The organism is Rhizobium sp. 01T444, assembly GCF_056398305.1.
Window position 1 is genome coordinate 14,108 of sequence record NZ_JBFTPD010000029.1, and the last position, 12,738, is coordinate 26,845.

At 58.7% G+C, this 12,738-nt stretch carries 10 protein-coding genes; 5 read left to right on the plus strand and 5 right to left on the minus strand.

Features of this window, described 5'->3' with window-relative positions:
- Positions 1-3: 3 nt before the first annotated feature.
- The 5 genes from AC1DTN_RS29155 to AC1DTN_RS29175 all read right to left on the minus strand — a co-directional run bounded on the left by AC1DTN_RS29155 (position 4) and on the right by AC1DTN_RS29175 (position 6,965).
- A complete protein-coding gene (locus tag AC1DTN_RS29155; RefSeq protein WP_113324826.1) occupies positions 4-1,008 on the minus strand; it encodes an ABC transporter permease in 1,005 nt (334 codons plus the stop codon).
- A 109-nt stretch (positions 1,009-1,117) separates the two neighbouring features.
- A complete protein-coding gene (locus AC1DTN_RS29160) occupies positions 1,118-3,022 on the minus strand; it encodes an ABC transporter substrate-binding protein (RefSeq protein ID WP_113324827.1) in 1,905 nt (634 codons plus the stop codon).
- Positions 3,023-3,218: 196 nt separating this feature from the next.
- A complete protein-coding gene (arfA, locus tag AC1DTN_RS29165; RefSeq protein WP_442206622.1) occupies positions 3,219-4,727 on the minus strand; it encodes an arabinosylfuranosidase ArfA in 1,509 nt (502 codons plus the stop codon).
- Between the two features lie 206 nt (positions 4,728-4,933).
- The gene (locus AC1DTN_RS29170; RefSeq protein WP_113324828.1) at positions 4,934-5,857 is read right to left on the minus strand and encodes an ArsR/SmtB family transcription factor; all 924 of its coding nucleotides are present in this window, start codon (positions 5,855-5,857) and stop codon (positions 4,934-4,936) included.
- A gap of 169 nt (positions 5,858-6,026) precedes the next feature.
- Positions 6,027-6,965 (minus strand): LacI family DNA-binding transcriptional regulator, encoded by a 939-nt coding sequence (locus AC1DTN_RS29175; RefSeq protein ID WP_442206657.1) that lies wholly within the window; start codon positions 6,963-6,965, stop codon positions 6,027-6,029.
- A 210-nt stretch (positions 6,966-7,175) separates the two neighbouring features.
- On the opposite strand from AC1DTN_RS29175, the gene ltnD reads away from it, so the two are divergent.
- The 5 genes from ltnD (at position 7,176) to AC1DTN_RS29200 (ending at position 12,738) form a co-directional block, all read left to right on the plus strand.
- Positions 7,176-8,102, plus strand: a complete 927-nt coding sequence (ltnD, locus tag AC1DTN_RS29180) for an L-threonate dehydrogenase (protein ID WP_113324830.1) — start codon at positions 7,176-7,178, stop codon at positions 8,100-8,102.
- A gap of 277 nt (positions 8,103-8,379) precedes the next feature.
- Entirely contained in the window at positions 8,380-9,366 is a 987-nt protein-coding gene (denD, locus tag AC1DTN_RS29185; protein ID WP_113324831.1) for a D-erythronate dehydrogenase, read from the plus strand.
- Complete coding sequence (locus tag AC1DTN_RS29190; RefSeq protein ID WP_113324832.1) at positions 9,363-10,136, plus strand: SDR family oxidoreductase; 774 nt, start codon at positions 9,363-9,365, stop codon at positions 10,134-10,136. The genes denD and AC1DTN_RS29190 overlap by 4 nt, the downstream gene beginning before the upstream one ends.
- A 77-nt stretch (positions 10,137-10,213) precedes the next feature.
- Positions 10,214-11,281 carry an ABC transporter ATP-binding protein gene (locus tag AC1DTN_RS29195; RefSeq protein WP_477923738.1) on the plus strand — a complete coding sequence of 356 codons (1,068 nt, stop codon included), beginning with the start codon at positions 10,214-10,216 and terminating at the stop codon, positions 11,279-11,281.
- A gap of 152 nt (positions 11,282-11,433) precedes the next feature.
- Entirely contained in the window at positions 11,434-12,738 is a 1,305-nt protein-coding gene (locus AC1DTN_RS29200; RefSeq protein ID WP_113322551.1) for an ABC transporter substrate-binding protein, read from the plus strand.

The window sequence follows — 12,738 nt, forward strand, 5'->3', positions numbered from 1 at the left end:
GCTCTATTCCACCTTGATGCGCGGATCGATCAGCGGGCTCAGAATGTCGATGATGAACACGGCGGCGGCGACGCCGACGATCGACAATGCGCTGAGGCCGAGCACCAGGCTGTAGTCGCCGGCATGCACCGCCGAAATCAGCAGGTTTCCGATACCGGGATAGCCGAAGACGATCTCCGTGATGACGGTGCCGTTGAAGATCCCGCCGAGTGACATCGCAAGCCCGGTGAATTGCGGCACCATGGCATTACGGGCGATGTAGGAGCGGAGAATTTTTCGCTTCGGAACGCCGCCGAGCTCGGCGAAGACGACGTAATCATCGGTGATGATGTTGGAAACAAGCGCGCGCATCCCGATCAGCCAGCTGCCGGCGCCGACTAGTATCAGCGACAGCGCCGGCAGGATCGAGTGTTTCAGGATATCGAGGACGAGCGCGAAGGAGAGGTCCAGATTGGTGTTCATCTCGTAGCCGCCATTGATCGGCAGCACCGGCCAGAGATAACCGAACACGATGAGAAGGACGAAAGCAAGAATGTAATAGGGAATGGGAAGCAGGGCGATGAAGACGAGGCTGACGGCCTTCAGCAGCATATCCTTCCTGTAGTAGCCGGCGAGCGCGCCGATCGCATTTCCGAGCACGAAGGTGATCAGGGTGGAAACCGTCATCAGCCCGATGGTCCAGGGCAGGGACCGCAGAATGATGGTGGAAACAGGTGTGGGAAAAGCCGAGAGCGAGGGGCCGAGATCACCGGTCGCAAGCCGCAGCCAAAAATGCAGATATTGCTGCCAGATCGAACCCTCCATTCCGTAGAGCTCTCGCAGCGACTGACGCATCAGTTCAATCGCATTTGGATCGGATTGCCCCATCTGCGTGATGGCGCCTATGCTTTCTTCGACCGGATCGATCGGGGTCAGGTGGGTGACGAAGAATGTTATGGTCACGCCAAGAAATACGACGAGCAGAAACTGACCGAACCGCTTCAGCACAAAGATCAGATAGGACGTCATAGAGCAGTGGTTCCTCTCTGGTTCCCTTTTTCGAAAGGATTGACGGACATGGGGCGCATGCCCGTCAATAGGGGGCCGGCGCGACATGATCGCGCCGGCGTTGGGAGGATTATTTCGGTTGTGCCGGCTTCAATTTGACCATCATGAGCCTGGAATTCGCCCAATTCGGAACCGGGTCGGTATAGGGGTCTGATATCGTCGGATAACCGGTCCAATACGTCGTATCCATCGAGGTGAAGACGTTATAGGACATCAGCGGGATCGTCGGCATTTCACGGGCGACCAGCTTCAGATAATCGTTGCCGAGTTCGATGCCCTTCGGATCGTCGGCGCTGATGCCGCGGATGCTCTCGATGATCTTGTCGAGCTCCGGATTGCTCCAACGCTGCCAGTTGCGTGGCGGCTGATTGTCACCTTTCTTTGCCACGAATTGCGAGTGCCAGCTGTCGAGGAAGAACGACAGGTCGGGATCGCCGCCCCAGGTCTCGACGCTCCAGGCAATCGCCACTTGGAAATCGCCGGGCTGCAGTGCAACCTGCCACAGTTTCGTGGCGGGCACGGCTTTGGCGTCGATGCCGAAAGAGGCCCATTGCTGTGCGATCAGGGTGCCTGCCCGGGTGAAGACGGAGCGCGTGTCGCCCTCAACCGTCATCCGGATCTTGAACGGCTGGCCGTCCGGGGTCATCCATTTGCCGCCGGTTTTCTTGAAGCCTGCCTTTTCCAGAAGTTCGGCTGCTGCCTGCGGATCCGGTTTCCACCAGCCGTAGCCGAATGCCGTGCTGATCGCTTCCGGATCGGTCGGGATCTGGTCCTTGAACTTCGGCTGCTTGCGCAGGATATCGGCAACCTGTTGTCCGATTGTTGGATCATAGGGTTTGATCTTTCGTTTGCCGGTATCAATCTCGAAATTCTTCAGCCAATCCTGCATCGGCGCCTGGTAGTCTTTCATGGTGGCCGCCGTGGGCGGTACGCCGAGCGCCGACAGCGTGGCAGCGCCGCGGTAGCTCGCCATGTCTACGGCCTTGATGTCGATCAAAAGGGCAAGCGCCCAGCGGACATCGGGATTGGCAAAGGCCGGATCCTGGTTGTTGAAGATCACTGCCGGAAGCGTCGGATCCGGATGGGCAAAAGGAAAGCCCGGGAACCAGGTCTCGACCGACTTTGACTTCTCCTTGAGGGTGAACATGCCCTCGGGCGTGTTGTCGTGAATGATATCGAGATTATGCTCGAGCTGCGCGATGGTGCGTTTGTCCGGCGGGCCGGGATCGACATAGGTCACGTATTTCGGGCCCGGCTCGCCGAAGCGCGCGAGCGATGTTCGCTGCCAGTCGTCACGTTTCTCCCAGGTATACCATTGGCCCTGAGGATCGTACGCCTTGAGCTTATAGGCGCCGAGTGAGACCGGATTGGCGAAATCATAGCGAAGCGGATCGGCCACCTTCTCGAAGACGTGCTTGGGCATGATCCAGGCACCGTTCCAGCGCACGGTGAAGATCGCATGGAAACGGGAATTGGGCTTTTTCAGCTTGAAGACGACCGTATAGGGATCGGTCGCTTCAACGCTCGCCACCTGCACGGAAAAGGCAGCACCCCAGACCATGCTGGGATGGTCCATCTGTGTCTTGACCGTATAGACGAGGTCGTCGGCGGTGAATTCCACGCCGTCGCTCCAATAGAGCCCCTTGCGCAGCTTTACCGTCATCTCGGTAAAGTCGGCATTGTATTGCGGTTTGTCGGCGGCAAGGGAATTGTCCCAGGTCGAGCCGCCGAGACCTTTTTCCGGATCGATGTACCAGAGCGTGTCCATGGTCAACTGTTGCAGCCCGGTTGAAACGCCGCCGCCGCCGTTGACCCAAATATTGAACCAGCCGGGATTCTTGATCGTGCCTTCCGGATTTTCGACGATGAGGGTGTCCTTGCGAGGCAAGGATTTATAGTCATCAGCCTTAGCCGCGGCCATCAGGCCGAGCGTCGCCAAGGCGACGCCGAATGCAAGCTTCTTCCAATGCTGCATAATCTCCTCCCTTTGAATGCGACGAGCGCGCGGCCGCAATGGACGCATGGGACGTCGCGGTTTTGGGTTCGTAGCAGCATTGGGACTTGCGCTTGTCAGGTCCGATGCTTCTGCGAACCATTCCTCCGGCTCGGCTGCCTCCTCGCAGCGAGCGGATATTCTCCAGGCCAGCACAAGTGTGATGGCCGGAAAGGTGTCAGACCGACAGCCGGATGACGCTATAGGACTGGGGCTTTAACGTTGCGCGCAATCTACCATCCTCTATTTTCCCGTTCTCGACTTTGACGGGGGCGACTGTCTCCGGCTGCCGCGCCGTGTTGACGGCCTGCAGGTCCGGATGCGTCATCTCCACCTGTTCCAGCACGCGGGCGTTGGCAAAGCCATCCAGCCGGGCGTCGAGGTCAAGCGCGTTTTGCGGATGACGGTTGACGACAAAGAAGGTCAGCGTCTGGCTGTCATCGGAAAGGACCGCTGATGCGTCGAGATAGGGGACGTCGTCCGCTTCTTCGCAGTCATAGGTCGGCGCGTCGGTAATGAGCTGCAGAGCCGATCCACGGCCGTATTTTGATGCGAAATAGAATGGGTAGTAGATTGTCTGACGCCAGGCCGGACCGCCATTCTCGGTCATGATCGGAGCGATGACGTTGACGAGCTGGGCAATGCAGGCAATGCGCACGCGATCTGAACGGCGAATGAAGGTATTGAGAATCCCGCCGACCTGCAGCACGTCCTCGAAATTATAGACGTCTTCGAGAAGGTGAGGGGCATCGGGCCATTCGTTCTTCGCGAGGATATCCTTGTCCTGCTGGTTGGAATGATACCAGACATTCCATTCATCAAAGGAAATACCGATCGTCTTCTTCGACCGCTTCTTCGCCTTGATATAGTCGATCACGCCGCCAATGGTGGTGATGTAACGATCAAGTTTGGTCGTGCGGGCAAGGTAATTGAGCGTATTTTTCTCGCGGTTTGCGAAATACATATGCAGCGAAATATAGTCGGCGCTGTCATAGCACTCGTCGAGGACCTGCGCTTCCCAGTCCGGATAGGTCTTCATATCGGAATGTGACGAACCGCAGACCACCAGTTCCAGCGATTTATCGAAATTGCGCATGGCCTTTGCCGTTTCGTCGGCGAGCCGGCCATATTCGTGCGCCGACTTGTGTCCGACCTGCCAGGGGCCATCCATTTCGTTGCCGAGGCACCACAATTTGACATTGTGGGGCGCTTCCCAACCATGCTTGCGACGCAGGTCCGACCAGTAGGTGCCGCTGGGATGGTTGCAATATTCGAGGAAATTGCGGGCCGAATCGAGCCCGCGTGAGCCGAGATTGACGGCGAGCATCGGCTCGGTCTTCGCCTTCTTGCACCAGTCGACGAATTCGTTGACGCCGATCTGGTTGCTTTCACGGGTGCGCCAGGCAAGGTCAAGACGGACAGGGCGCTCCGAACGCGGGCCGATGCCATCTTGCCAATCGTAGGCGGACACGAAATTGCCGCCGGGGTAACGGCAATAGGGCGTATCGAGTTGCTGCACGAGATCGATAACGTCTCGCCGGAAGCCGTCCGCATCGGCTGTTGGATGCCCCGGCTCGTATATGCCGCCGTAAACGGCTCTCCCGAGGTGCTCGAGGAACGAACTGTAAAGTCTGGGGTCAATGTTCGCGACCCGAAAATCGCGATGAACGATAACATTCGCCTTCAACGAACCCTCCCTTAAATATCGATTTCTTCGTTCTTATACAGCTATCTTGATGGCTTGATGGAAGCGAGTCAATTGAACAGCGCGTGCGCTATGCGCCGCTCGGGCGCCAGAAATAATTATTATTTCACAATGATTTAGATCGGAATTGTCGTCTTTTGGCAGAAAAAATATCGCATTATTGAAATCAGGATTTCCGATATTGTTCGTTAAATGTAGAGCCGCATAACGATGTCGCGGCCATGATTCCCAAATCCACGGCCGAATATATTCACGCCGCCGGTATGGCTAGCATTCTCGGCAATGCCGACGCGCAGACGGATCGAGGAATGCTGCGCGAGAGCGAGGTCTCCAACCGTGACGTTGGAGGTTGAGACGCCGTCGATGAATGTGCCTCGTGTGGAGATGCGCCAGGTTTTCAGGTTGCCGTATTGGGAGCCTTTAAGCTTCCACCAGTCAGGCGTATAGGCGCCTCGCTTGTCACCATAATCGCCCGGGGAAGTCCAGGTGCCGACCGGCATTCCGTTGACCCAAAGCGTGATGTCGGAGGGCCAGTCGGGATTGGTTCCCGGTACTTCCGAAGACAGTTCCATCGAAAACTCGATGGCGCGCACGTCCTTGTTCAAAACCTTGGCATTGTTCGGGAACTTGTATTCGACAAAGCCCCTTCCGAACCACACGAGACCGGCCTGCATACGCTGTGGATCAAGGAAATAGTCAGGGACGTCGAGCAGGCCGATGACACTGTCGCTTGAGCAAAGGCCACAAGGGGCGTGGATATCGCAACTCGTATAGAGCCCAACCGGCATCTCAACTTCGATGACGTCGTCTGCCTTGTTGACGGACTTGTCCTCAAAGCTGATGAGGATTTCATCATAAACTGCAGAGCAGATTTTCTGATTGCCCTTCCGCCCTTTGGCGAGGCGAGATTCGACTAGTCCCACGTCCTCCAGAATTTGAATTCCGGTTGCGACGGTTGACTGCGGCAGCGACAGAGCTCGAGCCATGTCGTTGACGTTCATGGGACCCTTTGAGCACAAAAGTTTGAGGAGTTGCAGGCGTCCCGGCGCAGAGAGAGCTTTGATAACGGTGTCATTGACTCCGGCATCAATCGTCAAAAATGAGCGTTCCATGATTGCTCCATGCTGCGTCACAGACGGCTTTATATCGACAATGCTGATACAGCAAGTTGCCAGAGGCGATATAGATCGATTTCTTTGATTTAAATCTCAGTATTCGTTTAAAATGATAGTCGCTTTTTCTCCGCAGCCATCTGGTTGCCGGCTCGAGCGGCGACGCAAGCTATACAATCCCCGTAATCTCAGGGACGAAGGCGGTGATCTTGCTGACCGATGGGGCGTTCGGCGCCATGGAGCCGCGTGCCAGACGCGCTGCGACTTCGCCGATCATATGGCGGGGTGATCTGGATGTGGCGATCCTCACCGGAAGCGCGGCCGCCAGTTCCAGTCCGTTAAAGCCTGCCATCAAAATGTCGTCGGTGCGAGAAGCCTCCATGCTGGCGAATGCGCCTCCGGCTGCCATGTCGTCGTTGGAGTAATAGATGCAGTCGAGGCTCGGCTCGGAACTCAGCAACTGGTGCGTCAGATATTTGCCGAGGCTGACGGAGGAAAGGGTGTCGCCGAGCCTTTGCCCGATGAAGGCGAGACGGTTCTCATGCAAGACGCGCTCGAAGCCGGCCTTGCGTTTGCCGGCGCGCAAGTCCCGGTCCAGTGCACTGCCGATATAGCCGAAACGCTTCCGGCCGGCGGCAATCAGTGCCCTTGCCATCTCCTCGCCCGCCTTGCAGTGCGAGAGCCCAACGTTAAAATCGATCGGCGTGCCATCGAGGTCCATGATTTGAATGACGGGGATAGCCGCGTTCTTCAACATCCTCACGGTCTCATCCGGCTGGTCCAGACCCGTAACGATGATGGCAGAAGGCCGCCAGGAGAGCATGTCTCTGATAACGTTGCGCTCCTTGGTCACATCGTAGTCGGAAATGCCGAACACGGCCTGCATGCCCGACCCTTCCAGGCCGGTCGAGATGCCGGCAAGGACTTCGGGAAAGACGATGTTGGACATGCTTGGAACCACGACGGCGACAAGGTCGGTTCGCTGCGACGACAGCGACAGAGCCAGGCGATTGCCGAGATAATTCAGCCGCTCGGCCGCTTGCAGCACTTTGTCCCGCGTTTTTATCGAGACGTCGGGCGCGCCGCGTAGGGCTCGCGATGCAGTCATCTTGCTGACGCCGGCTGCCGCAGCGACCTCTTCCAGAGTGGATTTGTGCGTATGCAAGGGATCTCCCGATAGCAGGGCGTCTGCCGCGCCAGTATTCATAAGCTTGTTGAAGTTGAAGTGGAACTGGCAGCGCTTGACATTTGCAGCGATTCTAGCGCTTGGTATCGATACCGGTATCGGTAACGGAAGATCAATCGACGGATTGGTATTATGGAGACAACTTTGCAGGACGCCGGCAAGGCTGCAGTCATCGGCCTCGGTTCGATGGGATGGGGTGCTGCCCTGTCCCTCTTGCGGGCAGGATTTGTCGTCAGCGGATGCGATGTCCGTCAGGATGTTCTTCAGCGCTTTTCACAGGCCGGCGGCAAATCGTGTAAAAGCCCGTCTGAAGCTGCCAGCACAGCCGCCGCGGTTTTCGTGTTTGTCGTCAACAGCAGCCAGACCGAGGACGTGTTGTTCGGGCCTGGCGGCGCGCTGGAGACGGCTCGTGCCGGTACCGTCTTCCTGCTTTGCACCACCATGGCGCCAAGCGCCACGGTCGCGATTGCCGACCGGCTCGAAACCGCCGGCATGCTTGTCGTCGACGCGCCGGTTTCCGGCGGTCACGCCAAGGCACTTTCCGGAGAGATGGTCGTCATGGGTTCCGGTTCGCCAGAAGCTTTCGCGCGTGCCAAACAGGCGCTCGATGCGGTCTCCGGCAAGGTGTTCCGGCTCGGGGACAGGCCTGGTCCCGGCTCGCAAGTGAAGATGATCAACCAGCTCCTTGCCGGGGTGCATATCGCGGTGACCGCCGAGGCGATGACGTTTGCAGCCAAGACGGGCATCGACCTGAAGACGCTCTACGATGTGCTGCGGGTTTCGGCCGGCTCCTCCTGGATGTTCGAGAACCGTGGCGAGCATATCGTCTCGGGTGACTATGCACCGCGCTCGGCGGTCGATATCTTCGTCAAGGACCTCGGCATCGTCACCTCTGAAGCAGATCGGGCAGGTGCCTTCACGCCGCTCGCAGTGACCGCGCTCGATCTCTTCCGGCAAGCGTCCGACGCTGGTCTCGGCCTCGAAGATGATGCCGCGGTGGCAAAGATCCTCGCTGAAAAGAGCGGTGTCGTCCTGCCGGGCATGGCGGTTATGGGCTGATGGCGGCACTGGGCAAAATGCGCATGAGACTTATGTTCGATTGCTACCGCCCGCAGATCATGCAAGTTAAGTTGACCTGCAAGTTGCAGTTTTGTTTGGTTTCGTCTGGCCGCTAACATTCCGGAATATCGGTCCGAGGCAGTGGAAAATTTGAAGGAGCAGATGGCGTTGCGCCTGGCGTGACGTGCGCGGAATCCGACTGGGGAGAACGGATTCCGATCAAACATCGAGATCGTCTCGAAAAAATGACGCCGGCAGCGCTGGGAGGTAAACCAATATGCATGTGATGATTTTGGGTGCGGCAGGCATGATCGGCCGCAAGCTGGTCGAAAGAATTGCCCGCGAGCCTGGTGTGCTTGGCGCCGCGATCAGCCGACTGACGCTGGTAGATGCAGTTCAGCCGCCGGTGCCCGAGGCGCTTCGATCCGTGTCGAGCACGCTGACGATCGACCTCGCCCAAGCCGGCATCGCCAAAAAGCTGATCGAGACCCGGCCCGGTCTGATTTTTCATCTGGCGGCGATCGTTTCCGGTGAGGCGGAGGCCGATTTCGATAAAGGCTATGCCGTCAATCTCGATGGTGTGCGCGCTCTGTTCGAGGCGATCCGCCACCAGGGCCTGAAGTCCGCCTATGTGCCGCGCGTGGTCTTCGCCTCGTCCATCGCCGTGTTCGGCACGCCTTTTCCCGATGTCATTCCGGACGAATTCTTCTCCACGCCGCTGACGAGCTACGGCACCCAGAAGGCAGTTGCCGAGTTGCTGCTTGCCGATTATTCGCGCCGTGGCTTTTTCGATGGCATCGGCATTCGCCTGCCGACGATCTGCGTGCGGCCGGGTGCACCGAACAAGGCGGCCTCCGGCTTCTTCTCCAATATTCTGCGTGAGCCGCTCGCCGGCAAGCCAGCGGTGCTGCCGGTCAGCGATAGCGTCCGGCACTGGTTCGCGAGCCCACGGGCGGCAGTCGGTTTCTTCGTTCACGCGGCGAGGATCGACACGGCAAAGGTGGGGTCGCGGCGCAACCTGACCATGCCGGGTCTCTCGGCTCTGGTTTCGGAAGAGATCGAAGCGTTGCGCCGGATTGCGGGCGACAAGGCCGTTGCGCTGATCAAGCACGAGACCGACCCGGTGATCGAACGCATCGTGGCCGGTTGGCCGACGCAGTTCGATGCGAAGAGAGCGTCCGCGCTCGGCTTCAGGGCGGAGACGAGTTTTGACGAGATCCTGCAGGTGCATATCGAGGATGAACTCGGCGGGAGGATTGCATGAGTGAAAGTACCGGCACGCAATCGAAGATTGCCCTGGTGACCGGTGGCGGCACGGGCATCGGCCGCGCGATCGCAAAGGGGCTAGTGGCTGCCGGCTACAGGGTCGTGATCTCGGGACGGCGTGCCGAGATTCTCCAAAAAGCCGCCGCCGAACTCGGCAGCGAGACGGGTGCGGAAGTTACCGCAATCCGGGCCGATGTCGGCGATCCGGTCTCGGTCAGAGCATTGTTCGATGCGATCGCAAATCAGCATGGTCGCCTCGATCTGCTGGTCAACAATGCCGGTGTCTCGGTGCCGGGCATGCCGCTGGAGGATGTGTCGTTCGAAGACTGGAGCGCCATCGTCGCGGCCAATCTGACAGGCGCCTTCCTCTGCACGCAGCAGGCGTTCAGGCTGATGAAGAGCCAGACACCACGTGGCGGCCGCATCATCAACAACGGCTCGGTTTCGGCAACGACGCCACGCCCCAATTCCTCGCCCTATACGGCGACCAAACACGCCATCACCGGCCTGACGAAATCGACCGCGCTTGATGGGCGCGAATTCGACATCGCGTGCGGCCAGATTGATATCGGCAATGCGGCAAGCGACATGACAAAAAGGATCGCCGCCGGCGTTCTTCAGGCCAATGGTACGACTGCCGCGGAGGCGACCATTGATCCTGCCCATATCGCCGATGCGGTCGTCTATATGGCGGGCCTGCCGCTCAGCGCCAACGTGCTGACGATGACTGTGATGGCGACGAAAATGCCCTTTGTCGGGCGTGGATAACTGGCGGTGCTTGGCCGAAAAAGCCGTGAGAATACATATACATAGCGTACGATGCTCGATATCTGGGAGGAGGGAGTATGGCAGGTGTTCAATTCGCTGATGTGCGCAAATCGTTCGGTGCGTTTCCGGTCATCAAAGGCGTGAGCATCGATATTGCCGACGGAGAGTTCGTGATCCTGGTCGGGCCTTCCGGCTGCGGCAAGTCCACGCTGCTGCGCATGCTGGCGGGGCTGGAAAACATCTCTGCCGGGGAAATCCGGATCGGCGGGCGGGTGGTGAACACTTTGCCGCCGAAGGATCGCGACATCGCCATGGTCTTCCAGAATTATGCGCTTTACCCGCATATGACGGTGCAGCAGAACATGGGCTTTTCGCTGATGCTCAACAAGGCGCCGAAGGCCGAAGCCGAAAAGCGCGTGAAATACGCCGCCGGCATTCTCGGGCTCGATGCACTGCTCGACCGGTATCCGCGCCAGCTTTCCGGCGGCCAGCGCCAGCGTGTCGCGATGGGCCGCGCCATCGTGCGCGATCCGGAAGTCTTCCTCTTCGATGAGCCGCTCTCCAATCTCGATGCAAAGCTGCGTGTCGCCATGCGCGCCGAGATCAAGGAACTGCACCAGCGGCTGAAGACCACCACTGTCTACGTCACCCACGACCAGATCGAAGCGATGACCATGGCCGACAAGATCGTCGTCATGCATGACGGGATTGTCGAACAGGTGGGCTCGCCTCTGGAACTCTACGACAAGCCGGCCAATCTCTTCGTCGGCGGCTTCATCGGCTCACCTGCGATGAACATGATCAAGGGCAGGCTCGATCCCGAGAATCCCATACGTTTCATCGCCGCCGACGGCACGGCGCTTCCGGTCGCCAATCCTCCGGACAGCGCAAAAGGGCGTGACCTCGTCTATGGGCTCCGCCCGGAATATATCTCGCTCGACGCGGGCGGCCTGCCTGGCGAGATCGTTGTGATCGAGCCGACCGGCTACGAGACGCATCTCACGCTGAAGTTCGGCGGCAGCGATCTCAATTGCGTCTTCCGTGAACGCGTCAACGCGCGCCCAGGCGAGAGCCTGAATGTCGCAATCGACGCCTCGCATGTTCATCTTTTCGATGCCGAAGGTGGCCGGAGATTGACCAACTGACGTCTTCAGGCGCGGCGCGGGAGAGGAGGGGGCTTCCCGTTCAGTCGCCAGATGGCAGGCATCCCATTTCCGGATGCAGATACCGTCGTTCATCAAGCGGGAGATGAATGTCGGAGAATTCTCTCCCGCTTTTTTCAAGGAGGAGGAATATCATGACGATCAAGAGACGTGAATTTCTTGCTGCTTCGGCAGCCGCAGCCGGCGTCGCCGGTCTGGGCATCAGGCCTTCTTTCGCACAGGCCGAACCGACCTATAAGCCGGAAAACGGCGCGAGCCTGCGCCTGCTGCGCTGGACACCCTTCGTGAAAGGTGATGAGGAAGCCTGGCTTGCAAACACCAAGAAATTCACTGAGGCGACCGGTGTCGAGGTCCGCGTCGACAAGGAGAGCTGGGAGGACATTCGCCCAAAAGCTGCGGTTGCGGCCAATGTCGGTTCCGGTCCTGATCTCATCATGTGCTGGTTCGACGATGCTCATCAGTACCCGGACAAGCTGGTCGACCTGACCGAACTCGCCAATTATCTCGGCAACAAATATGGCGGCTGGTACGATGGCGTCAAAGGTTATGCCTCGCGCGGAGATACGTTCATCGCCATGCCGCTGACGGCGATCGGCAATGCCGTGGTCTATCGCGACAGTCATGTGAAGGCGGCTGGCTTCAGCGAATTCCCCAAGGATACTGCAGGCTTCCTTGAGCTTTGCAAGGCGATGAAGGCTAAGGGCACGCCCGCCGGCTTCCCGCACGGAAAGGCTGTCGGCGACGGCAACAACTATGCCCATTGGCTGCTCTGGAGCCACGGCGGCAAGATGGTCGATGAAGGCGGCAAGGTGACGATCAACAGCCCGGAAACGCTGGCTTCGATCAACTATGCCAAGGAGCTCTATGCGACCTTCATTCCGGGCACAGAAAGCTGGCAGGACGTCAACAACAACCGCGCCTTCCTCGCCGGCCAGGTTTCGCTGATCGCCAACGGTGTGTCGGTCTATTACACTGCCAAGGGCGATCCCAAGCTCGCAGAAATCACCAAGGACATTCGCACGACGAACTTCCCGATCGGCCCGGTCGGCCAGAGCGTCGAGCTTTACCAGACAAGTTCGCTGCTTCTCTTCAAGCACAGCAAATATCCTGAAGCAGCAAAGGCCTACATCAAGTTCATGATGGAAGCCGATCAGATGAATGCCTGGATCCAGGGCTCCAGCGCCTATTGCTGCCAGCCGCTCAAGGAATTCGCCAAGAACCCGATCTGGACTGCTGATCCGATCCATGCGCCTTACGCGCGCGCCTCGGAAAAGCTGCGCCCGAATGGCTATGCCGGCCCGCTCGGCTATGCCTCGGCCGCGACCATGGCCGACTACGTGCTGGTCGACATGTATGCCGCGGCCGTCACCGGCCAGAGGTCGCCAGAGGATGCAATGAAGGAGGCCGAGCGCCGGGCGAACCGCTACTATCGCGTCTGA

Excerpts from the sequence above, each read along its gene's own strand:
- denD (WP_113324831.1), top strand. The coding sequence starts at position 8,380 with ATGCATGTGATGATTTTGGGTGCGGCAGGCATGATCGGCCGCAAGCTG.
- AC1DTN_RS29175 (WP_442206657.1), bottom strand. The coding sequence starts at position 6,965 with ATGACTGCATCGCGAGCCCTACGCGGCGCGCCCGACGTCTCGATAAAA.
- AC1DTN_RS29190 (WP_113324832.1), top strand. The coding sequence starts at position 9,363 with ATGAGTGAAAGTACCGGCACGCAATCGAAGATTGCCCTGGTGACCGGT.
- AC1DTN_RS29195 (WP_477923738.1), top strand. The coding sequence starts at position 10,214 with ATGGCAGGTGTTCAATTCGCTGATGTGCGCAAATCGTTCGGTGCGTTT.
- AC1DTN_RS29160 (WP_113324827.1), bottom strand. The coding sequence starts at position 3,022 with ATGCAGCATTGGAAGAAGCTTGCATTCGGCGTCGCCTTGGCGACGCTC.
- AC1DTN_RS29170 (WP_113324828.1), bottom strand. The coding sequence starts at position 5,857 with ATGGAACGCTCATTTTTGACGATTGATGCCGGAGTCAATGACACCGTT.
- ltnD (WP_113324830.1), top strand. The coding sequence starts at position 7,176 with ATGGAGACAACTTTGCAGGACGCCGGCAAGGCTGCAGTCATCGGCCTC.
- AC1DTN_RS29200 (WP_113322551.1), top strand. The coding sequence starts at position 11,434 with ATGACGATCAAGAGACGTGAATTTCTTGCTGCTTCGGCAGCCGCAGCC.
- AC1DTN_RS29155 (WP_113324826.1), bottom strand. The coding sequence starts at position 1,008 with ATGACGTCCTATCTGATCTTTGTGCTGAAGCGGTTCGGTCAGTTTCTG.